At 65.7% G+C, this 24,607-nt stretch carries 19 protein-coding genes; 11 read left to right on the plus strand and 8 right to left on the minus strand.

Annotation, left to right across the window (positions count from 1 at the left end; translation table 11 throughout):
* Positions 1–92 precede the first annotated feature (92 nt).
* Positions 93–1,526 (plus strand): NAD(P)H-quinone dehydrogenase, encoded by a 1,434-nt coding sequence (locus HII28_RS14250; RefSeq protein ID WP_170026276.1) that lies wholly within the window; start codon positions 93–95, stop codon positions 1,524–1,526.
* 72 nt (positions 1,527–1,598) lie between these two features.
* On the opposite strand, the gene HII28_RS14255 is transcribed toward HII28_RS14250, so the two are convergent.
* From HII28_RS14255 to HII28_RS20325, 3 genes are all read right to left on the minus strand, one after another.
* A complete protein-coding gene (locus HII28_RS14255) occupies positions 1,599–3,362 on the minus strand; it encodes a biotin carboxylase N-terminal domain-containing protein (RefSeq protein WP_170026278.1) in 1,764 nt (587 codons plus the stop codon).
* Positions 3,363–3,508: 146 nt separating this feature from the next.
* Positions 3,509–4,156, minus strand: coding sequence for a Maf family protein (locus HII28_RS14260; protein WP_170026280.1), 648 nt, complete (start codon positions 4,154–4,156; stop codon positions 3,509–3,511).
* Between the two features lie 37 nt (positions 4,157–4,193).
* Complete coding sequence (locus HII28_RS20325) at positions 4,194–5,759, minus strand: LCP family protein (RefSeq protein WP_170026282.1); 1,566 nt, start codon at positions 5,757–5,759, stop codon at positions 4,194–4,196.
* Positions 5,760–6,054: 295 nt separating this feature from the next.
* Here HII28_RS20325 and HII28_RS14270 point away from each other — a divergent pair, with 295 nt between their 5' ends.
* The 4 genes from HII28_RS14270 (at position 6,055) to HII28_RS14285 (ending at position 10,355) form a co-directional block, all read left to right on the plus strand.
* Positions 6,055–7,305 carry a TRAM domain-containing protein gene (locus tag HII28_RS14270; RefSeq protein ID WP_346769342.1) on the plus strand — a complete coding sequence of 417 codons (1,251 nt, stop codon included), beginning with the start codon at positions 6,055–6,057 and terminating at the stop codon, positions 7,303–7,305.
* Between the two features lie 68 nt (positions 7,306–7,373).
* The gene (locus HII28_RS14275) at positions 7,374–8,051 is read left to right on the plus strand and encodes a response regulator transcription factor (protein ID WP_170026286.1); all 678 of its coding nucleotides are present in this window, start codon (positions 7,374–7,376) and stop codon (positions 8,049–8,051) included.
* A complete protein-coding gene (locus HII28_RS14280) occupies positions 8,038–9,273 on the plus strand; it encodes an ATP-binding protein (protein WP_170026288.1) in 1,236 nt (411 codons plus the stop codon). Before HII28_RS14275 ends, HII28_RS14280 begins: the two co-directional genes overlap by 14 nt.
* A complete protein-coding gene (locus tag HII28_RS14285; protein WP_170026290.1) occupies positions 9,270–10,355 on the plus strand; it encodes a hypothetical protein in 1,086 nt (361 codons plus the stop codon). Before HII28_RS14280 ends, HII28_RS14285 begins: the two co-directional genes overlap by 4 nt.
* A 462-nt stretch (positions 10,356–10,817) precedes the next feature.
* Here HII28_RS14285 and HII28_RS14290 read toward each other — a convergent pair whose 3' ends face one another.
* Together HII28_RS14290 and HII28_RS14295 are read right to left on the minus strand one after the other, a co-directional pair.
* Complete coding sequence (locus HII28_RS14290; RefSeq protein ID WP_205864944.1) at positions 10,818–11,054, minus strand: acyl-CoA carboxylase epsilon subunit; 237 nt, start codon at positions 11,052–11,054, stop codon at positions 10,818–10,820.
* Positions 11,055–11,079: 25 nt separating this feature from the next.
* Positions 11,080–12,669, minus strand: a complete 1,590-nt coding sequence (locus HII28_RS14295; protein WP_170026852.1) for an acyl-CoA carboxylase subunit beta — start codon at positions 12,667–12,669, stop codon at positions 11,080–11,082.
* A 273-nt stretch (positions 12,670–12,942) separates the two neighbouring features.
* Between HII28_RS14295 and HII28_RS14300 the strand changes: the two genes are divergently transcribed.
* Entirely contained in the window at positions 12,943–13,494 is a 552-nt protein-coding gene (locus HII28_RS14300; protein WP_170026292.1) for a GtrA family protein, read from the plus strand.
* Between the two features lie 34 nt (positions 13,495–13,528).
* Here the strand turns inward: HII28_RS14300 and HII28_RS14305 are convergent, their stop codons facing one another.
* The gene (locus HII28_RS14305) at positions 13,529–15,928 is read right to left on the minus strand and encodes an FG-GAP-like repeat-containing protein (protein WP_240977991.1); all 2,400 of its coding nucleotides are present in this window, start codon (positions 15,926–15,928) and stop codon (positions 13,529–13,531) included.
* A 219-nt stretch (positions 15,929–16,147) separates the two neighbouring features.
* Between HII28_RS14305 and HII28_RS14310 the strand changes: the two genes are divergently transcribed.
* Positions 16,148–17,137 (plus strand): biotin--[acetyl-CoA-carboxylase] ligase, encoded by a 990-nt coding sequence (locus HII28_RS14310; RefSeq protein WP_170026296.1) that lies wholly within the window; start codon positions 16,148–16,150, stop codon positions 17,135–17,137.
* A 96-nt stretch (positions 17,138–17,233) separates the two neighbouring features.
* Here the strand turns inward: HII28_RS14310 and HII28_RS14315 are convergent, their stop codons facing one another.
* Positions 17,234–18,757, minus strand: coding sequence for a DUF2142 domain-containing protein (locus HII28_RS14315; protein WP_170026298.1), 1,524 nt, complete (start codon positions 18,755–18,757; stop codon positions 17,234–17,236).
* Positions 18,758–18,893: 136 nt separating this feature from the next.
* Here HII28_RS14315 and HII28_RS14320 point away from each other — a divergent pair, with 136 nt between their 5' ends.
* From HII28_RS14320 to HII28_RS14330, 3 genes are all read left to right on the plus strand, one after another.
* The gene (locus HII28_RS14320; RefSeq protein WP_170026300.1) at positions 18,894–19,421 is read left to right on the plus strand and encodes a PH domain-containing protein; all 528 of its coding nucleotides are present in this window, start codon (positions 18,894–18,896) and stop codon (positions 19,419–19,421) included.
* A 542-nt stretch (positions 19,422–19,963) separates the two neighbouring features.
* The gene (locus HII28_RS14325; protein WP_170026302.1) at positions 19,964–20,797 is read left to right on the plus strand and encodes a hypothetical protein; all 834 of its coding nucleotides are present in this window, start codon (positions 19,964–19,966) and stop codon (positions 20,795–20,797) included.
* A 132-nt stretch (positions 20,798–20,929) separates the two neighbouring features.
* Positions 20,930–22,054 (plus strand): hypothetical protein, encoded by a 1,125-nt coding sequence (locus HII28_RS14330; RefSeq protein ID WP_205864945.1) that lies wholly within the window; start codon positions 20,930–20,932, stop codon positions 22,052–22,054.
* Positions 22,055–22,670: 616 nt separating this feature from the next.
* Here HII28_RS14330 and HII28_RS14335 read toward each other — a convergent pair.
* Positions 22,671–23,264: a GtrA family protein gene (locus tag HII28_RS14335; RefSeq protein ID WP_240978000.1), complete on the minus strand. Its 594-nt coding sequence runs from the start codon at positions 23,262–23,264 to the stop codon at positions 22,671–22,673.
* Between the two features lie 190 nt (positions 23,265–23,454).
* Here HII28_RS14335 and HII28_RS14340 point away from each other — a divergent pair, with 190 nt between their 5' ends.
* Positions 23,455–24,591 (plus strand): 5-(carboxyamino)imidazole ribonucleotide synthase, encoded by a 1,137-nt coding sequence (locus tag HII28_RS14340; RefSeq protein ID WP_170026306.1) that lies wholly within the window; start codon positions 23,455–23,457, stop codon positions 24,589–24,591.
* Positions 24,592–24,607: the final 16 nt, after the last annotated feature.

Genomic DNA, 24,607 nt, shown 5'->3' on the forward strand with positions numbered 1-24,607 from the left:
TGGCGGTCATCGAGACACGCGACGAAGCGAGGCGCTCACCGTCGGAGGCCGTGGCATCCGCGGCGGTCGGCAACGTTTGAGACAATGGACGCATGGCCTTCGAGTTCGAGCGTAAGCAGAGGATCGCTGTACTCGGAGGAGGTCCCGGCGGGTATGAGGCGGCGCTCGCCGGCGCCCAGCTCGGCGCCGAGGTGACGCTCGTCGAGCGGGGCGGGGTCGGCGGCTCAGCGGTGATGACGGATGTCGTCCCCTCCAAGACGCTGATCGCGACCGCGGATGCCACGCGATCCATCGGCGAGGCCGCAGATCTCGGTGTGCAGTTCTTCGGACGCACCGAGAGCGGCAAGCCCATCCGCCCCGAGGTCGCCGTCAACCTCTCCGCCGTCAACAAGCGCCTCCTCGGGCTCGCCCGCCAGCAGTCCGAGGACATGCGCAGCGAGCTTGTGCACGCAGGTGTGCGGATCGTCACAGGCGAGGGTCGGCTTGACGGACCGAACGCGCTGATCGTCTCCACTGCGAAGGACAAGGGCACGGACTTCGACCGCGTCGAGGCGGACACGATGGTCATCTCCGTCGGCGCGAGCCCACGGCTGCTGCCGTCGGCGATGCCGGACGGCGAGCGGATCCTCACGTGGACCCAGCTCTACGGCCTCAATTCCGTGCCTGAACACCTGATCGTTGTCGGATCCGGCGTCACAGGCGCCGAGTTCGCCAGCGCATACACGTACCTCGGTGCGAAGGTGACGCTCGTCTCCAGTCGTGACCAGGTCCTGCCAGGCGAGGATGCGGATGCGGCAGCCGTGCTCGAGAAGGTCTTCAAGCGCAATGGCATGACCGTTCTGTCGAAGTCGCGCGCCGAGTCCGTGCAGCGCACGAAGACCGGCGTCATCGCAACGCTGAGCGATGGGCGGACCGTCGAGGGATCCCACTGCCTGATGGCCGTCGGATCCATCCCCAACACGGCCGACATCGGGCTGGAGGGCGCAGGCGTGCAGCTCACCCCGAGCGGCCACGTTCGCGTGAACCGCGTCGCCCGCACGTCGATGCCGAGCATCTACGCGGCGGGGGACTGCTCGAACGTGCTGCCGCTGGCATCCGTCGCGTCCATGCAGGGGCGCACGGCCATCTTCCACGCGCTGGGCGACTCGGTGACGCCGATCGAGCTGCGGAACGTGGCATCCAACATCTTCACGTCGCCCGAGATCGCGACGGTCGGGTGGAACCAGCGCGAGATCGAAGAGGGCATCGCGCAGGGCGACATCTACAAGCTGGCGCTCAAGTCGAATCCGCGCGCCAAGATGCAGGGCATCCGTGACGGATTCGTCAAGCTCTTCGCCCGCACCGGCAGCGGCACCGTCATCGGCGGCGTCATCGTGGCGCCGCGCGCCAGCGAACTGATCCTGCCGGTCGCACTCGCCGTTGAGCACCGGCTCACCGTGGACGAGGTGGCCCGCGCGTTCTCCGTGTACCCGTCGCTCTCGAGCTCGATCACGGACGCGGCCCGCGCGATGCACATAGTGCTGTAGGACGCGCGGTGCCCCACAGCACCTGATCGGCAGCCTGCGACGTGCTGACGCGCGCCGCGCCGCTCTGTTCGACTAGACGATGTTGAGCAGCAGGTGACCGCTGGAGACCGTCGTCCCGACGGAGGCGTTGAGGTTGCTGATCGTGCCGTCCTTGTGCGCGGTGAGCGGTTGCTCCATCTTCATCGCCTCGAGCACGACCACCAGGTCGCCCTTCACCACCTGGTCGCCCTCGCCGACGGCGAGCTTCACGACGGTGGCCTGCATCGGCGCGGTGACGGAGTCGCCGGTCGCCGTGCTGACCGAGTGCGACGCCGACTTGCGCTTCGGTGCGTGTCCCATGGCGGCGGTCGAGCCTCCCGCGATGAGCAGGCGGGTCGGCAGGCTCACCTCGACGCGCTTGCCGCCGACCTCGACGATCACGCTGTGCCGTGCTTCGGCTTCGGGCTGATCGGTGCCCTCGCCGGACCACGGCTCCAGCTCGTTCACGAACTCGGTCTCGATCCAGCGCGTGTACACGCTGAACGGATGCCCGTCCTTCGGTGCGAAGGCCGCGTCGCGGACGATGGCACGGTGGAACGGAAGAACCGTGGGGAGTCCGGCGACCTCGAACTCGTCGAGGGCGCGGCGCGAGCGCTCCAGGGCTTCCTCGCGGCTCGATCCGGTGACGACGAGCTTGGCCAGCAGCGAGTCGAACGCTCCGGAGATCACGTCGCCCGACTGCACACCTGAGTCGACACGCACGCCAGGACCCGAAGCCGGCTTGAACACATGCACCGGGCCAGGCGCGGGCAGGAAGTTGCGGCCGGGATCCTCGCCGTTGATGCGGAACTCGAACGAGTGGCCGCGCGGCTGGGGATCCTCGTAGTCGAGCACGCCGCCCTCGGCGAGGCGGAACTGCTCCCGCACCAGGTCGATGCCGGTGACCTCTTCGGAGACCGGATGCTCCACCTGCAGTCGCGTGTTCACCTCGAGGAACGAGACGGTGCCGTCCTGACCGATCAGGAACTCGCACGTGCCGGCGCCGAGGTATCCGACCTCCTTGAGGATGGCCTTCGACGAGCTGTAGAGCTGGTCGCGCTGCTCGTCTGTGAGGAACGGCGCAGGTGCCTCCTCGACGAGCTTCTGGTGGCGGCGCTGGAGGGAGCAGTCGCGGGTGGAGACGACGACGACGTTGCCGTGGGCATCGGCAAGGCACTGCGTCTCGACGTGGCGCGGCTTGTCGAGGTACTTCTCGACGAAGCACTCGCCGCGGCCGAAGGCGGCGATCGCCTCGCGGGTGGCGGACTCGAACAGCTCGGCGACCTCGTCGCGTTCGCGCGCGACCTTGAGGCCGCGACCGCCACCGCCGTATGCGGCCTTGATGGCGACGGGAAGTCCGTGCACGTCGACGAATTCGAGGACCTCGTCGGCGTTCGCGACGGGATTCAGCGTGCCGGGAGCCAGCGGCGCACCGACCTTCTCCGCCACGTGGCGGGCCGACACCTTGTCGCCGAGACGCTCGATGGCGTCGGAGCCGGGACCGATCCACACCAGACCGGCGTCGATCACGGCGCGTGCGAAGTCGGCGTTCTCCGCCAGGAATCCGTAGCCGGGGTGAACTGCGTCGGCACCGGAGCGACGGCACACCGACAGGAGCTTCTCGATGGAGAGGTAGGTGTCGCCACTGGTCGCACCATCGAGGGCGAAGGCCTCGTCGGCGAGACGAGTGTGCACCGCGTCGCGGTCCTGATCCGCGTACACGGCGACGGACGCGATACCGCTGTCGCGCGCCGCTCGGATGACTCGCACGGCGATCTCGCCGCGGTTGGCAATCAGGACCTTGGAGATATGGGGCACAGTCTTCAAGCCTATTGACGCTTGTATGCCTGGTTTTGAATGGTGCGCACAAAACTGACCTTGAGCGCTTTCGGATGCCTACAACGACTGTGCCGACCCCGCGTGCTGTTCTGCTCGCTCTTGCTGCTCGTGGCCGTCGGCATCCTTCAGCTCCAGAGATCGGTCCACTCGTAGCCGAGCCGTCTGACCAGGCCGCGCAGCGTCGACAGCGAGAGGCCGACGACCGTGCTCGGATCTCCGTCGACCCGGGTGATGAACGGGCCGCCGAGGCTGTCGATCGTGAAGGCTCCCGCCACCTCGAGCGGCTCGCCCGTCGCCACATAGGCGTCGATCTCCGCGTCATCGACGTCGTCGGCGAACGTGACCGACGCGGTCGCAACCGCGCCTGCCGCTCGCGTGGCTCTGCCGCCCGTGTGGTCGATCAGCCAGTGCCCCGAGTGCAGCACGCCTGTGCGTCCACGCTGAGCATGCCAACGCTCGCGTGCGACGGATGGCTGGTGCGGTTTCCCGTAGATCACCCCGTCGATCTCGAACGCCGAGTCTCCACCGAGAATCAGACCGTCGATGGCGGCGCCGTCCACCTCAGCGCCCACGACGGCCTCCGCTTTGGCCCTGGCGAGGAGCTGGACCATGTCGGATGCTCCTAGCGGTACCCCCCGCACGTCTTCCGCTCGCGCCACGGTCGCCGGTTCATCGACGCCGGGGGAGATCGTCAGCGGCTCCACTCCCGCCGAACGAAGCAGTGCGAGGCGGGCGGGCGACGTGGAAGCGAGGTAGAGGCGCACCCGTCCCATTGTGCCCGTCCCGGCACTCTTCGTCCCGGCTCCGACCTCAGTTCACACAGGGGATCGACGACGACGACATGACTCCGCCCGTGCCGAACGTGTTCGAGGGCGCCGATCCGGAGCCGGACGACCCGGATCCGGATGAGCCGCTTCCCGAAGACCCCGACGAACCCGTGCCCGACGAGCCGGAGCCCGAACCCGACCCCGTCGATGCTGAAGGATGCGCGGTCGCGGTGGACGATGCATCCGATGCCGCGATCAGCTGCGCGGTGGTGGCACGCACCTGGTCGAGATCGACGAGGTTGACGTCCTGGCCGTCCTCGTAGCCGAAGGATGAGATCGGCAGCGTCTCGAAGCTCACTCCGCCTCCGCCGAACCGCTTGGCATCGGAGGCGAGGCTGAGCAGATCGAGGTTCGAGTCGACGGCGATGTCGTTCTTGACCGTTCCGAGCATCTTCTCCATCACGGTGAAGTCGTCGAAGAGATTCTGGTGCTGGAGCTTGTTGGCGAGCGAGATGATGAACGCCTGCTGGCGCCGCTCCCGGTCGAGGTCGGTGAGGTTGACGTCGGAGGTCGTCGTGTCACGTCGTTGGCGGACGAAGGCCACGGCTTGCGCGGCGTTGATCTCCTGGAGCCCTTTGGTGAAGTCCGCGCCGGAGTAGCTGTCGGCCGTGGCAGCGTTCAGGCACACCTGGATCGGCTGCACCGCCTCGGCAAGCTGGTAGAACGCGCCCATCGTCACCTCGACGAAGTGGTTGATCTTCACGTTCAGGAACTGCGAGACCGTGTTCACCTCCTCGACGCGAGCCGCCGAGCGGGCCTGCTGATAGGCATCAGCGTGCGAGAGGTTCGGCTGGGTGTTCACGAGGTGCGTGAGCGTGGCGTCGAGCTGATAGCCGTAGGCCTGCTTGATCTTGCCCATGGAGACGCCGTCGGGCGATCCTGGCAGGCTCACCCAGTCGTCGCGTGGAATGGAGATGCCGACCGGATGGCCGCCGCCGGCAGGGATGTGCAGCAGCATGAGCACGTTGGAGTTGTATCCGCCGTCATCCGATGTTCCGGCGTGCAGGGCGTTGTAGACATCGGCCGGCAGCGGGTTGCCGTTCTCATCGAGCCGGCTGTCGAGGCCCATCACCAGGATGTTGGTCTCTGCCGTGTTCTGCGCGGGTCCAAGGCTCGTGCGGTGGATACCGGACGACAACTGCTGGTACTGCGTGAAGACGATGATGCCCGCGCCGACCACCACCAGGACCACGGCCGCTGCGATGCCCGCGATGATGCGTCGACGCCGGAACTTCCGCTTGCGAGCAGTCGCGGGATCTGGCGGAGCGGCCGGAGGCGTCGCCGACGCGCGTCCGCGCTTCGGCTCGCGATACGGCTCCAGGAGCTCGTACGGGTCTGAGGGACGTGCAGCCGGTGACGGCGAGCGTGAGGACGACCGTCCGGCGGGCTGTCCCGAATCGGATGGCGTCCCACTCCGTCGCTGAGCCGACGGTTCAGCCGAAGGAGCAGGTCTCGATCCGTCGTTTCCCGTGTTCTGCCGCTCCCTGGCCCGGTTGATCCGGGCGATCTTCTTGGGATCGAGCGGTTTGCCGTTCTTGTAATAGGTCACGCGGTCCCCTCGCACCGTTCACGCACATCGCAGAAGTAGAAGGTACGAAGGGCGCCTGAGCGCGTGGTGGGCGACCGGTTGGTAACCGGTGAAGGGACTCGCAGGAGCGCCCGGGGCAGACGGATGCCTCGCGCGGCATATGCGGGCCGGCAGCGCTCCCCGGCAACTCCCGACCCGGGTATGGGAGCATCGAAGGATGCCTCGCCCCGCTCGCCGCCGCCCCGCATCCAGCGCCTCCGTCGATCGTTCGGGGGCCCGCACACGCCAGAGTCGTCCGCGGAACGCTGCCCCCGCGGTGGTTGCGGACCCGGTCGACCTCGAACTGGAGGTCACAGGTGTCGCGCACGGCGGAGTGTTCGTCGCACGGCACGAGGGCAGGGTCGTCTTCGTCAGCGACACGCTGCCGGGGGAGCGTGTCGTGGCGCGAGTGTCCGACACGCGGCACGACCGGTTCTGGCGCGCGGAGACGGTACGGGTGCTCGAGCCGTCCGAACACCGGCGCGAGCATGTGTGGTCGGCGGCATCCGTCGAGCGGGACCCGGCTGATCGCGCGGGAGGGGCCGAGTTCGGCCACATCGAGCTGCCGTTCCAGCGCGAGCTCAAGCACCGCGTCATCGCGGACGCGTTCAGCCGCATGGCAGGCGTCGAGGACGCGCCGATCGTGGAGCCGGCGCCCGGCGACGAGGAGCGGGACGGCATCCGCTGGCGCAGCCGCGCGAAGCTTCAGATCGACGATGCTGGCAACCTCGGTCCGTATGCCGCCCGATCCCATCGCGTGGTGCCCGTCGCGGATCTGCCGCTGGCCATCGACGCCGTCGAGCGCGCCGTTCCGCTCGGTGAGACGCAGTCCCGGCCGGGGTCGATCGACGTGACGGTCACCAGCGAGGGCTTCGTCTCGGTGATCAGACGGGATGCCACCGGCTCGACGCATCAGCCGCCGCGGATCATCCACGAGCGCGTCGGTGACCGCCGGTTCGCGCTGGCCGCGACCGGATTCTGGCAGGTGCACCGCAAGGCCCCAGAGGTGTTGACCGCAGCAGTGCAGGATGCCGTGGACGACTCGCTCTTCGACCCGCGGGCGTACAACCTCGACCTGTACGGAGGCGTCGGCCTGCTGGCAGCGGCCATCGGAGACCGCTTCGGACCCACGACCAGGATCACGAGCGTCGAATCGGACGAGCACACCACCGATCACGCCGCCGCCAACCTCGCCGACTGGCTCGGTGCGCAGACCGTGACGGCGCGCGTTGAGGACTATCTGCGGGAGCTGAGCACGCGGTCGACGGCCGGTGAGCGGGCTCGCCTGGCCGCGGCCACGGTCGTGCTCGACCCGCCTCGGAGCGGGGCCGGCCGCGAGGTGATCGAGAAGCTGACCGAGCTCCGCCCGGGCCAGCTCGTGTATGTCGCGTGCGATCCCGTGGCGTTCGCCCGCGACCTCAAGTGGCTGCGCGAGCGGGGCTACATCCTGCGCCGGTCCCACGCCTTCGACCTCTTCCCGCACACTCACCACGTGGAAGTCGTGGCCTCGCTCACGCGAGCTGACTGACCCCGAAGGACCTGCTCCAACGACGGCCGTACGCCCGCCGGGGACGGGCGTACCAATAAGCTGAGTCCATGGTGCGGGTGGGGATCGTCGACGATCACGAGTCTGTGCGCCTCGGACTGCGGACCGCATGTCACGACGCGGGCTACGAGGTCGTCGCCACGGGTGCCACGGTGAACGCGGTGCTCGAGGAGCTCCCCGACACCGGATGCGACGTCGTCGTTCTGGACCTCTCGCTCGGAGACGGATCCAGCATCACCGAGAACGTGAAGCGCGTGCAGGCCACGGGTGCAGGGGTGCTCGTGCACAGCATCGCCGATCAGGTCGCCAATGTTCGAGAGGCGCTCGCGGCGGGTGCAGCAGGGGTGATCCCGAAGTCCGCGCCGACCACGACGCTCATCGCCGCCATCAAGTCGGTGGCCGCAGGCGAGGTGCTGAACAACCTCGAATGGGCGAGCGCCATCGATGCGGACAGCGAATTCGCCAAGGCGCAGCTCGGACGCCGCGAGCGGGATGTCCTGCACCTCTATGCATCCGGTCTGCCCCTGAAGGCCGTTGCCGAACAACTCGGTGTCGCCCACTCCACGGCCCGCGAATACCTCGACCGCGTCCGCACGAAGTACGTCGAGGTGGGACGTCCTGCGCCGACGAAGGTGGACCTGCTGCGGCGCGCAGTGGAGGACGGCATCCTGCCGGGCCTCGCACCGGACGGCCCGGGATTCCCTGGCGTTTCGGATGGCAAGCGCTGATCCGTCGGCCCCGGCCCTTCCGTCGGCGGCGACGGCGAGCCCGCTGACCAGAGCCCGGGTCGAGCGGCTCGCCGCGCGCGCCGTCGCCGGCTTCAGCTGGGTGTTCGGGATACAGGTCATTCCCGCGATCATCACCCAGTCGAGACACGTCGATCCCGTCTATACGACCTTGGTCGCCGGCGTGCTCTTCGCGTCGCTCGCCTGGCTTGGCGTCGCCTCGATCGCCGGACGCACCGTGCGAACATCCGCCCTCATCTTCTGCCTCGCATACGTGGTCGCACTCGCCTTCTGGGAATGCGGCATCACCGATCCCGACTACTTCACCGGAACACGCCCGTGGTTGTGGAACCTGCTCACCGTGGCGACCGCCTGCGCCGCCGTGGCCATGTCGTTCGTGTGGGCGGCGATCTACACGCTTCTCGTGCCGGTTCTCTACGGCTTCGTGCTCGCCTTCACGGCCGGCCCGGATGCTATGCGGATCGCCGTGCTCGACTCCCTTTACGCCGTCATCTTCGCCACGCTGCTGCTGGCGATCATGACGATGCTGCGGCAGGCCGCCAGCAGGGTGGACGGGAGCCAGACGGCGGCGCTCGAGCGCTACGAGGTGGCGGTCCGGGCGCACGCCCTGGCCGCGGAGCGGGTCGAAGTGGATGCCATCGTGCACGACAGTGTGCTCACCACGCTGTTGTCGGCGGCCCATGCCCGCACGCCGGAGGCGATGGCGATCGCCTCCTCCATGGCTGAGGACGCCCTCGGCCACCTCGACACCTCCGCGCCGCTCGCGCGTCCCGGCCGCGCGCTCGACGCCATCCCGATCAGCAGGCTGCGGGACCGGATCATCTCGGCCGCCCGGTCGTTCACCGTGCCGTTCTCGATCGTTCCGCGCATCCGCACCGATGCCCTCATCCCCGTCAGCGTTGCAGAGGCGCTGTACTCGGCGACAGTCCAGGCCATGGTGAACAGCGCCCAGCACGCGGGCGGGGTGCTGGTGCGACGCACCCTCCAAGTCGAGCCGACCGACGTCGGCGGTGTCCTCGTCGTCGTCACCGACGACGGCACCGGATTCGACATCGGACTGATACCTCCCGAGCGGCTCGGTCTCGAGGTCTCGATCCGTGAGCGGGTCGCTCTCGCCGGGGGCGAGGCATCAATCGACTCCACGCCGGGCAAGGGCACCACGGTGCGGTTGCGGTGGTGGCCGTCCGAGGAGGACGCCGGATGATCACCGTCTCCCGCGGCGTCCTCGTCGTCCTTGCTGCAGTGTTCTCGCTGTACCACGTCGTGCTCGCGATCACGTCGATGGGCGTGTACCACCATCCCGCGCCGGTCATCGTGGCCATCGCGCTCTACATCGCCGCCACGGCGCTCTCGCTCGCCGACACGCGCCGCGTCGCGCTCGCGGTATGGATCGCCGCATTCGACCTTGCGGTGTCTCTGGCCGTGCCCGTGCTCGTGGCGAGCCAGCTCGATCAATCGCGGGAGAACGGATATGCAACGTGGTACGTGGCGGCGATCGGCACCCTGATGACCATCGTCATCGTGCGTCGCCGGAGCGTGTTCGCCTGGCTCGGCATCGCGTTTCTCGTTGCACACACCCTCGCGTTCGCCGGCGTGGTGGCTCTGGGCAGCTACGGGGTGATCGGAAGCGTCGTGTGGGTGGCAGCCGCGGCCGTCGTGACGCGCGCGCTCGGCTCGATGGCGCGGGATGCGTCGCGGTTCTCCCGTGCGGAACGCCAGGTCGTCGAGTGGCATGCGGAGCAGGAGGCGCACGTGATCGAGCGGCAGCGCCGCCTCGATGAGACCTACCGCCGAGCTGCTCCGCTCCTGATCCGCATCGCGGAGAGTGGTGGGATGCTCACCGACGAGGAACGAGCGGAATGCCTCCTGCTCGAAGCGGGCATGCGGGACGAGATCCGTGGGCGCGCGCTGCTCGACGACAGCGTGCGCGAGCGGATCCTCGCCGCGCGGCGGCGCGGGGCGGCGGTAGTGCTGCTGGACGACGGCGGACTCGACGGACTGGATGAGGCGGATCTCGGACGCATCCACGCCCGACTCGCCGCAGCGCTCGAGCACTCAGATGCGGACAAGTTCATCGTGCGCACCGTGGAGAGCGGATCCGCGGTCGCCGTGACCGTCGTCGGCCTTCGTTCTGGAGCGCACCTGCCGACCGATGCCGATGGATCCGTCGGACCCCGGGACGCCGTCGACGCTGCCGCCGCCGAATCCGAGGGAGCCGACGACGAGGTGGAACTGTGGCTGGAGATCCCACGGCAGCCATCGATACCGGCGGCCAATGCACTGTGAGGGTTCGCTTCTGGACCGACTCCCAGCGAGGTCGCGTCTCGATGACCGATCTTGCTGATCACCGGGGCATCCCACCGTTTCTGCCATGGAAACCGGTATGCGGGGGAGCTGGCAGCGATTGCGATCGGTTCGCACCGCGTGGTGGCGTTGTGGTGCCGCAAATGCATCGGAGGGCGCCGGTCTAATGACCGACGCCCTCCGGAAGCCCCGAGTCGGGGCGACAACCCGAATATCGCCCCGACTCGCCCCCAAAACACTCGCCCGCTTACCCTAGTCGGCGAATGAATGGCGGTGAATCTCAGATGAGAGACACCTAGCAACATCAATAATGATGGGGTTCGCGCAAGAGGGAAAGTCGTCATTTTGGGGGACAATCGGGGGACAGTTTTCCCGCGTAATCCAGGGTGTTTTGTCCTCCGAGCCTCAAAACGGGGTACAAATCGGGGTTCAAGCCGCCTGGCGTCAGCGCCACGCCCGCCAGGCGCCGTCACCCCGCACCAGAGGCGCGCGCAGGTTCCGCTGGTCGCGCTGCCAGGCCGTGCTCGCGGCATCCGCTTCCGGTGACTCGCGCGCGGACTGTTCACGCAACGCCGCCGTGAGCACCGCAGTTGCAGCGGCGATCTCCGTCTCAGACAGTCCGCCGGTGCGGAACACGATCTGCGAGGCGTCCACCTCGGTATGCATGCTGTGCCTCGCCATGGCTGTTCCTCTCAGTCCTTGGTGGTCACAGCGGGATGTTGCCGTGCTTCTTCGGCGGCTGCGTCGCCCGCTTGGAGCGCAGGGCGCGCAACGCCTTGATGACGGAAACACGTGTCGCAGCCGGCTCGATGACTCCGTCGAGCTCCCCGCGCTCCGCAGCAAGGAACGGGGATGCGACGTTGTACGTGTACTCGTTCGCCAGCTTCGTACGTACGGCGGCGACATCTTCGCCCGCCTCCTCCGCACGCCTGATCTCGCCGCGGTACAGGATGTTCACCGCCCCCTGGCCGCCCATGACCGCGATCTCGGCCGTCGGCCAGGCGAGGTTGATGTCGGCGCCGAGTTGCTTCGATCCCATCACGATGTACGCACCGCCGTACGCCTTCCGCGTGATGACCGTGACGAGCGGAACGGTGGCCTCCGCGTACGCGTACAGCAGCTTCGCCCCGCGTCGGATGACGCCCGTCCACTCCTGGTCGGTGCCGGGCAGATAGCCGGGCACGTCGACGAGTGTGAGGATCGGGATCGAGAACGAATCGCAGAAGCGCACGAACCGCGCCGCCTTCTCACCCGCATCGATGTTCAGCGTTCCGGCCATCGCGTTCGGCTGGTTCGCGATGATGCCGACCGACCGGCCCTCGACGCGAGCGAATCCGATCACGATGTTCGGCGCGAACAGCGGCTGCACCTCGAGGAAGTCGCTGTCGTCGACGATGTGCTCGATGATCGTCGTCACGTCGTACGGCTGGTTCGGGGAGTCGGGGATGATCTCGTTGAGCCGGCGGTCGGCATCCGTGATCTCCAGCTCCGCCTCCGCATCGTAGACGGGCGCATCGGTCATGTTGTTGTCGGGCAGGAAGCTGAGCAGCGCGCGGGCGTAGTCGAGGGCATCCTGCTCATCCGATGCCAGATAGTGGCTCACACCGGAGATCTTGTTGTGCGTGAGCGCGCCACCGAGCTCTTCGAAGCCGACGTCTTCGCCGGTGACGGTCTTGATGACATCCGGACCGGTGACGAACATGTGGCTCGACTTGTCGACCATGATCACGAAGTCGGTGAGCGCGGGGGAGTACACGGCGCCGCCGGCGGCCGGACCCATCACGATGGAGATCTGCGGGATGACACCGGATGCCTGGGTATTGCGCCGGAAGATCTCGCCGTACTTGCCGAGGGCGACCACACCCTCCTGGATGCGCGCCCCACCGGAGTCCAGGATGCCGATCATCGGCACACCCGTCTTCAGCGCGTGGTCCATGACCTTGATGATCTTCTCGCCCGCGACCTCGCCGAGCGAGCCGCCGAAGATGGTGAAGTCCTGGCTGAACACGGCAACATTGCGGCCATGGATGGTGCCGAGCCCGGTGACCACGGCGTCGCCGTACGGACGCTTGTTCTCCATGCCGAACGCGTGAGTGCGGTGGCGGACGAACTCGTCGAGCTCGACGAACGACCCAGGATCGAGCAGCAACTCGATGCGCTCGCGCGCCGTCAGCTTGCCCTTGGCGTGCTGCTTCTCGATGGCGGCCAGCCCGCTGGCGGTAACCGCCTCGTGGTACCGGACCTTGAGATCGGCAATCTTGCCGGCGGTGGACGTGTCGGGCGCGGCGTCGTTCAGGGCCTCGGCGGCACCGTCGGCGTCGGGGGTGGAGATGTCGGTCACCTGTTCACTGTACTTGGTGGGGGTTGGGGGGATCGGTTGGGGGAATCCCACAGAGATCGCTGCAGATTCAGGTGCAATGCCATGAGCGGTGGGCAGCCCCAGCCGACCGATCTCGGAGTTCGCACGGTGACCGTTTCAGCGCCTACGCTTACGCTTGCGTGGGGCCGGCCGCCGTGACCTGCGATGCGTCTGCTCCAGTCGCAGCCCTATTTACACGGAGAACTAACCTTGAGCGATCGCGATCCGGATGCTGCGAGTGCCTCCTCCGGAGGTAACATCTCGCCTGGCGCCACGTCTGCAGATGCCAACGCGGCATCGGGTGGATCGGTCCCAGCGCGCGGCACGTCGAGTCTGCGGCGAGTTCGCCAGCGGATCATCGACTCGCGGCTTCTCCTTCAGAATCGTGCCATCGTCCGATACCTGGTCGTCGGTGGCTTGAGCTTTGTGATCGACTTCGGGCTGCTCGCGTTGTTCGAGGAGGTCTTCCATTGGCAGACCTGGATCGCCACAGCGGTGGCCTTCCTCCTTAGCGTGATCTTCAACTACATCGCCCAGCGGACGTATTCGTTCGATTCGAATACGCCGCATGGCAAGACACTGGTGCGGTATGTCATCCTGCTGGCCTTCAACACTGTTGCGACCTCCGTGATCGTGTCGCTCGGCGCCAAGACGCCGTTGACATGGGCCGGAGCGAAGATCGTAGCCACCGGCATGACGACGTTGTGGAACTATTTCGTGTTCAAATACTGGATCTTCGCCTCAAGACGGCTGCGTAGCTGACAATCAACTTGGGCGGGCGAATCCTCGCCGTCTCCTATCCAAATATGTTCCAGCCGAAGTCGACGTCTTTTCCGAAGTTGAGTCCGGACGGTCGTGCTGTGCTGCCGGCGGTGCCGGTGCCGGAGTAGTAGTAGAGGTTTCCGCTGGGGGTGATTCCGAGGATGTCGGGTTTCCCGTCTCCGTTGAGGTCGCCTGATGCCACGACCTGGGTGAACATGTTCCAGCCGAAGTCGACGTTTTGTCCGGGGTTGAGTCCGGACGGTCGTGCTGTGCTGCCGGCGGTGCCAGTGCCGGAGTAGAAGTAGAGGTTTCCGCTGGGGGTGATTCCGAGGATGTCGGGTTTCCCGTCTCCGTTGAGGTCGCCTGCACCGATCACCTGGGTGAACATGTTCCATCCCCAGTCGACGTTGATGCTGGGTGCCAGGCCGGAGATGTCGTATCCGCTGCCGGTCTTGCCGGTTGTCCCGGTTCCGGCGTAGAAGTACAGCTGCCCGGTGGGTGTAATGCCCAGCAGGTCGGGTTTGCCGTCTCCGTTGAGGTCTCCGGGTGCGACTATCTGGCTGAACATGTTCCATCCGCTCAGGCCGATTTTCTGACCGGGGCCGAATGGTGCGGTTGTCTTCCCGTTCCCCGGGTAGAACCACAGAGTCCCATCCGGCTTCGTCGCCAGAAGATCCGGACGACCATCACCATTCAAATCCCCCGTCGCCACAATGTGGTTGAAGACGTTCCATCCGAAGTCGACATCGACGGGTGGCTTCAGGCCAAGGGCTGCTGCGTTTCCCGAGGAGGCGGTTGATCCTGTCCCGGCGTATAGATCGAGATGCCCTTCCGGCGTGACTCCGATGAGATCGGGCTTCCCGTCTCCATTCACGTCACCTGGTGCAAGGGTGGTGGTGAATGCGTTCCATCCTGTCGTGTCGAGCACGGTGCCAGGATGAAGCCCCGAAGAGATGGCGGGCTGCCCGGCCGTCCCAGTTCCGAGATACGAATACAAATCGCCTGACGGGGTAATTCCGAGAACATCGGGAATGTGATCTCCCGAGATGTCACCCGCCCCGATCACATATGTGAATATGTTCCAGCCGAAGTCGACGTCTTTTCCGAAGTTGAGTCCGGACGGTCGTGCTGTGCTGCCGGCGGTGCCGGTGCCGGAGTAGTAGTAGAGGTTTCCGCTGGGGGTGATTCCGAGGATGTCGGGTTTCCCGTCTCCGTTGAGGTCGCCTGATGCCACGACCTGGGTGAACATGTTCCAGCCGAAGTCGACGTTTTGTCCGGGGTTGAGTCCGGACGGTCGTGCTGTGCTGCCGGCGGTGCCAGTGCCGGAGTAGAAGTAGAGGTTTCCGCTGGGGGTGATTCCGAGGATGTCGGGTTTCCCGTCTCCGTTGAGGTCGCCTGCACCGATCACCTGGGTGAACATGTTCCATCCCCAGTCGACGTTGATGCTGGGTGCCAGGCCGGAGATGTCGTATCCGCTGCCGGTCTTGCCGGTTGTCCCGGTTCCGGCGTAGAAGTACAGCTGCCCGGTGGGTGTAATGCCCAGCAGGTCGGGTTTGCCGTCTCCGTTGAGGTCTCCGGGTGCGACTATCTGGCTGAACATGTTCCATCCGCTCAGGCCGATTTTCTGACCGGGGCCGAATGGTGCGGTTGTCTTCCCGTTCCCCGGGTAGAACCACAGAGTCCCATCCGGCTTCGTCGCCAGAAGATCCGGACGACCATCACCATTCAAATCCCCCGTCGCCACGACCGGAGACGGTCGCCATGCGCTTTGAGTCGTCGCCGTGACTTGGAGCTGGGAGATGTTCCCGTTGAACTCGTCTTGATCGCCGGGAAACACCCCGGAGTCCGCGTACTGCCAGAAGGTGAACGATGGCCATCCACGCGGGAGTGTCCCAGGGCCGCCCGCAACATTGCTCGGCCAGCTCGCGATGAACAACGGATTGGCCGAGAATCCTGTCGAGTCGCCCGTGCAGGTTCTCCACCAGTCCGTCGTGGAGTAGATAGCGGGGAGGCGCCCGGTTCGTGAGAGGACTGTACTCGAGAAGCTCGAGATCCACGCAACCATGTCGGCCTGGCTCAAGCCGTAACACTCGGAACCGTAGGGGTTGTACTCGATGTCGAGCAGCGGTGGGAGAGTGTGGCCGTCCGGTGTCCACCCGCCGCCGTTGGAGACGAAATAGTTCGCTTGCGCCGCGCCGGACGAGGTATCGGGGGTCGCGAAGTGATATGCGCCGTGGAAGAGGCCCGCTGACAGGGAGTCGCCGTACTGCTCACTGAACTGACTGCTCACATAGTCAGTGGACTCCGTCGCCTTGACGTAAGCGAAACGTGCGCCGTTCGCGTATGCGGCGCTCCAGTCGGACGGGGTGAGCTTCTGCCATGCGCTGACGTCCATGCCCAGCACGCCCGAGGGCTGACCGGAAGCCAATGCCATGGCCGGCACGATCTTGTTCGAATCTGAGGAACCGTCGATTCGGGCGGCGATCGTAGATCCCATCGAGTGATTGTGAGCGGCGTTCATGAGCGCGAGGCTCGGATCAGTCCCTTGGACCACCCGGGCCGACGCGGTGTGGTCTACTGAGTCCCTGGAGTCGGCTTCGGACGAAGATCGTGTCGAAGCGATGTGCGCCTCGACCATCCGAGAATCTGAGGAATGAGTTGCGAGTGTCGACCCTGGGAGCAGAATGCCTACGGTGCTGAGCAAGACTGGAACGATGATCCCGAATATGCGGTCGATGCCACGCTTGGTCACAACATCCCCCCGATTGTTGTCGAACACTCACCAGGCTACGAGAGGGTCGCGGTAATGACGTTGCGACGCGGCAACCATGCGGAAGAAGCAGACCCCGAAGGTCTTCCGAGGTCGCGCGGCATCGCGACACGGCTCATACTGCTTGCGACGGCCGGATCCACGAACAGCGAGCTTGCCGAACGGCTCCGCAGAGAGCCCGCGGTCGCCTGGCCGGAATTCGCGGTTCTCGCCACCCTGAATCAAACGGCCGGGCGCGGTCGACTTGGGAGAGAGTGGAAGGCACCTCCGGGGACCATGCTTGCCGTCTCGGTGGTGCTGCGGCCCGCGCGCCATCTGACCGTCGTGACATCCCGCACGCTGGGCTGGCTGCCGCTGTTGGCTGGCGTGGCCATGACGGAGGCGCTTCGCTCGCTCGACGTCCGGGCGACTCTGAAGTGGCCGAATGACGTCATGATCGGAGGTAAGAAGGTGTGCGGCGTCCTTTGCGAGTACGACGGTCAGCAGGAGAACGTCGTCGTCGGAGCGGGGGTCAACTTGTATTTCGGCTCTGATGACCTTCCCGACGACAGGGCAACTTCGCTCGCTTTAGAAGGAGTGACAGCATCGCCCGATGACGTCCTCTGCTCGTTTCTGACAAGCCTCAGAGCCCGCTATCGCGAGTTCATGGCCGCTTCAGGGGATTCACGCGCCTCGGGCCTGGCGCAACGTCTTGAGGAGATGTGTGAGTCCGTGGGGCAGGAGGTACGAGTCGAGCTCCCCGGCGCGGCGACCATCGAAGGACGCGCCGTCCGCATCGACGGTGAGGGCAGGATCGTAGTGGTCGAGGATGCAATGGAACACCACGTGGCGGCAGGCGACATCATCCACCTGCGCCAGACCGGCTCTACGTGAATTGTCGAGCTCGATTCGGCGTGGCCGTTTCATGAGGAACCATCGCGCTCACGAAGTCCGGATGCACCCCCTTGCCGCGCCCGATCACGGCCGACGTCACGACCGAATTGTTCCGGAGGTGATGTCGGGTCGCCCTGGCAGCTCTCCTCGCGACGCGGAATTCCGTGCCAAGACGACGACAATCGACACGGCAGTACTCGCGACCGCCGCGAGGAGAATCCACAGGGCGACCCCGCCAGGTGGTGACCACGCCGCCGGGCGCACGATGTGGAAGATGTTGGTTCCTCCGACCGCGTTACGGGTCATGACCGTGACGAACGACCATGTTTGCGCAATTGCGACGATCGACACCACCAGCCAGCCCATTCGCGGACTGACCCGATCGGTCGTGGACTCGCGAGCGACAACCACTGAACAGGTGATGAGGAAGATGCCGAAGGCGAGGAGGCTGTACCGCCCCTGCCAGACGTAGCCCGTGTTTCGTACAGACGCGGCTTGAACCAATGCAGGCAGGACACCGATACCTGCGACGGAGACGAGGAGGGCGACAAGGTTTCGTCCTCGCGCAACCCCGAGCGCCACTACGAGCCCCGCGAGTGCGAACGTGATCCACACCGCGATCACGGATTCAGGAGCGGGCGCGTCGAGCCATCCGAACACGCCGATGACGGTCGGATCGACCGGACTGATCATCTTGGATATGAAGGCAACGGCCGGACTCGATCCCACTCCCGGGCTCTTGGCAAGCGAACCGAGACTACCGGTGTAGAGGGTCCACACAACCGACCCGACCGTCGCGACGAGCGCGATCCCCGCCGCGATCAACATTCGCCGGTTCTTCAGAAGCATCATCATGCGACGGGCCGGAGTAAGAGCAACGACGACGCCGAGCATGAGGGCGAGCCAGAGCGGTGATATACCCCGCGACGTGACCAGGAGGACCGCCGACGCGGCGATGATCCCAGCCTCCAGCTTCGAAGGGCCATGGTCGTGGCTAGCCACAAGGAGCAGCGTCGCGAACGTGCAGATTCCGGCGGCGATCTCGAGCGAATTCGGGTTAACGGATCCTGCCAGGTAATACACCATCGGCGTCAGCGCGGCAAAGAACCCGTACTTGGCCAACCAGAAGACCTTCAGCCGGGAGAGCGCCGTGAAAGCCACGGCCAGACATGCAGTGATCAGTAGGGCGCTGACCATCCGCATCCCGTAGCCGATGACCTGGGCGTTCCCACTGAGCAGTGACGGCCAGCCGACGAGCCAATAGTAGACAGGATTGTACAGGCCTGCAGACGTGAGCGCCTTCGTGGGCGCCATCCCGGAATGGAAAGGCGGCATGCAAGACGCGGGCTCGGAGGTGACGAACTTGTTGCACGGCCAATCTTGCGCATTGGCGATCGCCGCCGGCACGAGAACGATGGTGTCCGGTGAACCGCTGTGCTGAGTGCCGATCAGTTCGCCGTGGGCTACCGCGGCCGCCTTGATGATGTGTGACGGTTCGTCCGGCGCGGAGCCAAGCGGCGTGCCGAGCGCATAGCAGATCGAGAGAGCGAATAATGCCGCCCAGATCCAGAGGAAGCGCCGAGCGCCCAGTGCAGGCTCACGTCGAGCAACACGCTCCACCCCAGATGACCTCCGGCCCTGCCAGCAACCCGATTGGTCTATCCAACGGCGCAGGAACCCACCATAGTCCGACCCGGATCGACCCGCGAGCGCGATAAGGGCGGCAGCATCGTGGACCTGCGGTATTAATGGGCCTATGGCAGTGACGGATGGGTACGGTTCGCCGCCCGCCGAGCGTGTGGTCGCCCGACTTCATCAGCACGCGTATCGCATGCTCGGGCCGTCCCTCGCTCTCATTGTGATCTGTGGCGTTGCAGGGTACTACGGGTCGGTGTTCGGTGGATGGGTCGGTGTCGTGATCTGGATCGCTGCGCTGTTGCTGGCGATCTTCGCATTCCTCCTGCCGCTCAGCAGCTGGCTGTCCACGCGTTACACGGTGACGACAAGGCGACTGGTCATGCGGACCGGCCTGCTCACACGTGAGCGCCGAGAGCTGTTGCACAGCAGGGGATACACCGTGACGGTGCGGGCGTCGTGGCTTCAGAGCGCGTTCCGCAGCGGGTCGATCCGCATCGGGGGAATGGATCAGAAGACTGTGGTCCAACTCCGTGCCGTGCCGCGTGTACGGGCTGTCACGGAGGCGCTCCATGATCTCATGGAGAACAGCGAGCGAGCGTACTCGGCAGGGTGGGCGCCGGGATCCGAACCTGGCGCGCAGCCCTGAGCAGATGCGAGCGTCTTTGCGTGTGCTCGAGAACGACTCGCTCCAGCGCCGGATTATGGGCATGTCCCTCACCAACGAAGTCCGAACTGGTGACCGTGAGCGGTGTGGTCAAGACGTTCTCGAAGGGTCCGCCTCGAGACGCGTGAGACGCTGGCGTCTCGATGCACAAGGGTCGACTCTCGACTGCGATGGCCCCCTTTCGTCCATGCGGGAGCCGCGGAGCTGATCTTGTAGGCTCGATTGTCGGCTTGCGATCCGGGGGCGACTCGGTGCGATTCCCCTACGCGGGCGTATGCCAGGAGGGAACGTTGACAGGCACAGTGTTCGATCGAGTCTTTGTCCTGTATCCACGCGGTCTTCGCACCGGGGGTCCGGAGGCACTGCATCAGTTGGTCGACGAGTTGCGTGCCAGCGGTCAGGACGCATTCCTCGTTCCGCTGGACGGCAGCGAGCACCTTCCTCGCGTCGAGTCCTTCGAGCGCTATGACGCTCCGGAGGCGTCACTCGACGACAGGGCCGGGAACGCCGTGATCGTGCCTGAGATGGCGATGACGTATATGCGCAAGATACGGCATGCGCAGACCATCTGCTGGTGGCTGAGCATCGACAATTCGTCCCCGTTCATCCTGAGACAAGAACGACGGGACAAACGCTTCGCGCGCGACCACGGCGTCGCGCACGGGGCCTGGGCCCCGAATCGGCGGGTGGCCATCGAACGGAGAATCCTCTCGGTCTATCCGTTTGAACGCTACTTGCGGGACGCCTTGCATATCGCCCAGTCCGCGTACGCGAGGGCCTACCTGCAGACGCACTTGGGACTGTGCGCATCAATTGTGAGTGATTACATTCCTCGGGACGAGCTCGGCTTCTCGGATGAGGCCCGGGACGGATCGCGACGACGATCGGTCGCATTCAACCCGGGCAAATCCCCCTGGCTCCCTGATGTCCTGGGGCCGAGACTTCCCGATGTGGAATGGGATCCGATCGTGGGACTGGACAGACGTGGTGTCGTGCGTCTGCTGAGCAGCAGCGCCATGTACTTCGATGCCGGATACCATCCCGGCCGGGATCGCATGCCACGGGAAGCCGCCATGCTGCGTGCGGTGACGATCGTCGCGCGGCGCGGTGCCGCGGCCTACTGGGAAGATGTTCCCATCGAGGCGCGCTTCAAGGTCTCGCAGGGCTCTGCCTTCGTGGACGAGGCCGTCGCGCGAGTGCGCGAAGCGCTTGATGATCGTGAGCGAGCAGTGGGTCTGCAGGAGACCTATCGGGACTGGATAGCGAACGACCGGCAACGTTTCGGGCTGGAAGTCCGCCGCGCTTTCATCGCGGGCTCGTGGGAGGACGACACGCCGATCCTGCCGGCTCGAGGGTGATTCATGATTCGCCGATTCGGTGGTCTCGCCGTCCTTCCCTTCATCTCATTGCTTATCCCGTTCCTTCTGCTTCCTGTGATTTCTCGGGTGGCGTCTAAGCCGGAGGTGGCAGCGCTGGGAGTGGGTGACTCCGTGGGGGCCGTCATCGCTCTGATCGTCGCGTATGGTTGGCCGCTCACCGGACCGGCGCGCGTTGCGCACCGAAGTTCGGGGCGTGCACTTCGGGAGTACGCGTTGAGCCTCGCCCCGCGGTTTCTCATCGTGGTGATCGCCTTCGTGCCTGGGGTTCTCGTGGTCGCCGCGCTGGCGCCCAGCGGCGAGGCGATCCTCAGCATTCTCTCGCTGTCGGCCGGCGCGGTGATGGGGCTGTCGCCGTCGTGGTATTTCATTGGGCGGGGGGATTCTGCGCGGCTTGCACTCTATGAGACCTTGCCGCGCATGGCGGCCGGAGTCGTCGCGCTCGGGTTGGTTTTCTGGACTCATGACCCGATCTGGTACCCAGCATCGATGCTCGTGGGTACGGCGGCGGCCCAGGCGGCGTTCTCGTGGAGGTCCGGCGCGCTGAAATGGCTACGAAAGGGGTCGACCTGGAGGCGTGCTTCACACGATCTGCGACTAGAGACCCCCGCTGCACTCGCGATGGTCGCTGGGGGCGCATACAGCTCCGCGACCGTGGGTCTCGTCGCTGTCGGGGGAAGCGTCGGCGTTGTCGCTGTCTACGGAATGGCGGATCGACTCTTCAAGGCGTCGCTCACGGCAATCGTCTCTGCTGCTAACGCCGTTCAAGGTTGGGTCAGCGAGGATCCGCGCCATTCGGAGGTTCGCGCGCGTGCGCGGCGAGCGGTTCTGATCCTCGGCATCGTCGGAGCTGTAGGCGCGGCAGGGATCGCCGCTCTCGGCCCGACTGTCACCGCCTGGTTCTTCGGGCCGAGTTACCGGATCGACTATGTAACGTCCTCCGCGCTGGGCCTGGCCTTCCTTGCCGTGGCGTTGAGCACCGGGTTCGGTCGGATGGTGCTCGTGCCGGTAGGCAGGGTGCGACTCGTGACTGCGAGCACGATCGTCGGGGCGGTTGCCGGTGTGCCCGCGATCATCGTCGCCAGCGCCGTCTTCGGCGTTCGTGGTGCGGCGATAGCCTTCGGTGCATCTGAGGTGCTCGTGACCCTCGTGCAGCTCTGCGGTCTTCTTGTGGGACGCATGCGGGATCCAGGGTCTTCTCGAAACCATCTCGAGCCGAGCATCCCGACGAAGGGATAGCGTTCCAGATGGGTGCTCCGTGATGACAGTGTTCGTCAGGTCCGGGGTGCTTTCAGGACGGAACGCCGAGACGCTGGGCGGGCTCTTGACGACGAATGCGATACGCGAGTTGGGCGGCCACCGCTGACCACGGTCCGCCGTCCTCGATCACTGTGTCGGCGGCTCGAGCGTTCGAAGCTGCAAGGTGAGGCCAGGATCAGTCGCCGAGCCGCACGACGAGCGTCGATGCAGCAATCTCGACGCCTTTACGCTCAGCGGCCTGTGGGCTGCGTCGGGATTCCAGTCGCATTGACCCGCAGGAACTCGAAGATCGCGACATCGACTGCACATCCGATGAGCTCGACACCATCGAACTTCAGTGCTCAATGCGAGTATCGCCCGACATGCATGAGGGAAAGTGCGGGGCTGAGCTCCCGCGTCAGCTCGGGATCACCCGGTCAATGGGCAGCGTCGGCGGTTGCGGCCACGACGGCGCGATGGAGCCCGTCGTCACACTGCTACCGACCCGGAAAGGGACGACGCGGCTGACTCACCAGGGTCGAGTTCAGATGATCAACACACGGTCCGCTCGTGCGATGCGAAATCCCCGAAACCGTCCAATTCGAGCTGCGGCATCTTAATCGGCGGTGGATGACCGCACGGCAGAGGTCGGCACTCCTTCGGTAGAAGTCATGTCAGCGGGTGCGTCAGCTCCTGCTGATCCCGGCGCCGGCCGAACCCTCGCGCGGTTGGGCGAATACACCCAGAACTTGTACAACACGTACCGCACGACCGTGCCCAGTACCAGCCCGACGACATTGCTTGCGATGTTGTCGGCCAGAAGCGTGTGGAATCCGAGGAGGTAACGCGAAACAGCGATACACGCCAGCGGAACGCACATGCCGATCAAGCTCGCAACAAAGAATTCAATGCCCTCGCGGGCGGTGTTCGACTGTCGATCGCCGGAGAAGGCCCAGTAGCGATTGCCGAGCCAGTTGACCACAATGGCCGCCAAGGTTGCGACGATCGTCGCGAGCATGGGGCCGTGCGGCATGCGTTCGGGGTTGAACGCCGTGAGCCACAGCCCGTTGAAGACCGCGAAGTTCACGACGACACCAACGCCGCCGACCGCTCCGAACTTGATCAACTGCAGCAGTTGCGGCATCCAGCGAGCGCCCGTGCGATTCCCGGTGGCGGGTGTCGTACGTCGTTCGTCCTGGATCTGGGCCATTGTGGGCTCACTTTCCTCGGCTGGAGCGATGCGGGCGACCCTGAGATCGGAAGTTGCTCGCTGAGCGTATCCACGAGAGTTGTGAGCGTCCTACGACTTCTCGAGATTCTGTGAGCGGCCATACAGACGACGCCTCAGGGGCGTTCACCGGTCGCTCCTCGAGACTGGTTGCGCCGGATAGGCTTTGCCAGTGGTCAAGACAGTCGGTGTGATCGGTGGCGGACAGCTTGCGCGGATGATGATCCCGGCAGCTCTGGAGCTTGGCGTAGGCATCCAGGTACTTGCTGAAGCGCCGGGAATGTCGGCGAAGCTCGCGGAATCCGCGGTCGGCGACTACCGCGAGCTCGAGCCGGTACTCGCGTTCGCCCGTACGGTCGACGTCGTCACGTTCGACCACGAGCACGTGCCGCAGCATGTGCTGCGGGCGCTGGTCGACGAGGGCATTCCCGTGCATCCGGGGCCGGATGCACTCCAATACGCGCAGGACAAGCTGCTCATGCGTGAGAAGCTGACCGAGCTCGGTCTGCCCGTGCCGGATTGGGCTGCTGTCGAGACTCCCGCAGAGCTGGCAGCGTTCCTGGACGAGCACGGCGGCCGCGCAGTCGTCAAGACCGCCCGCGGCGGATACGACGGCAAGGGTGTGCGTGTCGTGAACGCACCGACCGACGTGGACGACTGGTTCACCGCGCTCGCCGAAGACGGCAACGGGGGAGCACTGCTCGTGGAGGAGCTCGTTGACTTCCGCCGTGAGCTGGCGCAGCAGGTGGCGCGCCGTCCGTCGGGGGAGATCGTCGCCTGGCCGGTCGTGGAGACGGTGCAGCGCGACGGGATCTGCGCCGAGGTCGTGGCGCCGGCGCCGGCATCCGCAGGGCACATCGCCGAGGTCAGCGAGGACATCGCCGTGCGGATCGCCGACGGCCTCGGCGTGACCGGCATGCTCGCCGTCGAGCTCTTCGAGACGACCGACGACCGGGTGCTGGTGAACGAGCTGGCGATGCGTCCGCACAACAGCGGGCATTGGACAATCGACGGATCCACGACGAGTCAGTTCGAGCAGCACCTGCGCGCGGTCCTCGACCTTCCGCTCGGCGGTACCGGCACGCTGCGACCGTGGTCGATGATGATCAACGTGCTCGGCGGCCCGGAGGGCGCGACAATGCCTGACCGGTATGCGGCGGCGATGCGCGAGCATCCGACGGCGAAGTTCCACAGCTATGAGAAGGAATCGCGTCCAGGGCGCAAGGTCGGTCACGTCACGGTTTCTGGCGACGACCTCGATGAGGTGGCGTACCAGGCGCGTGGCGCAGCGGCCTTCTTCCAGCAGTGACACCTAGCCTGGATTC

This window comes from Planctomonas sp. JC2975 (assembly GCF_012985205.1).
In the GTDB taxonomy this organism is placed as follows: Bacteria; Actinomycetota; Actinomycetes; order Actinomycetales; family Microbacteriaceae; genus Humibacter.

Excerpts from the sequence above, each read along its gene's own strand:
- HII28_RS14250 (WP_170026276.1), top strand. The coding sequence starts at position 93 with ATGGCCTTCGAGTTCGAGCGTAAGCAGAGGATCGCTGTACTCGGAGGA.
- HII28_RS14260 (WP_170026280.1), bottom strand. The coding sequence starts at position 4,156 with ATGGGACGGGTGCGCCTCTACCTCGCTTCCACGTCGCCCGCCCGCCTC.
- HII28_RS14275 (WP_170026286.1), top strand. The coding sequence starts at position 7,374 with ATGGTGCGGGTGGGGATCGTCGACGATCACGAGTCTGTGCGCCTCGGA.
- HII28_RS14280 (WP_170026288.1), top strand. The coding sequence starts at position 8,038 with ATGGCAAGCGCTGATCCGTCGGCCCCGGCCCTTCCGTCGGCGGCGACG.
- HII28_RS14285 (WP_170026290.1), top strand. The coding sequence starts at position 9,270 with ATGATCACCGTCTCCCGCGGCGTCCTCGTCGTCCTTGCTGCAGTGTTC.
- HII28_RS14290 (WP_205864944.1), bottom strand. The coding sequence starts at position 11,054 with ATGGCGAGGCACAGCATGCATACCGAGGTGGACGCCTCGCAGATCGTG.
- HII28_RS14305 (WP_240977991.1), bottom strand. The coding sequence starts at position 15,928 with ATGGCATTGGCTTCCGGTCAGCCCTCGGGCGTGCTGGGCATGGACGTC.
- HII28_RS14310 (WP_170026296.1), top strand. The coding sequence starts at position 16,148 with ATGAGTTGCGAGTGTCGACCCTGGGAGCAGAATGCCTACGGTGCTGAG.
- HII28_RS14320 (WP_170026300.1), top strand. The coding sequence starts at position 18,894 with ATGGCAGTGACGGATGGGTACGGTTCGCCGCCCGCCGAGCGTGTGGTC.
- HII28_RS14325 (WP_170026302.1), top strand. The coding sequence starts at position 19,964 with ATGGCGATGACGTATATGCGCAAGATACGGCATGCGCAGACCATCTGC.
- HII28_RS14335 (WP_240978000.1), bottom strand. The coding sequence starts at position 23,264 with ATGGCCCAGATCCAGGACGAACGACGTACGACACCCGCCACCGGGAAT.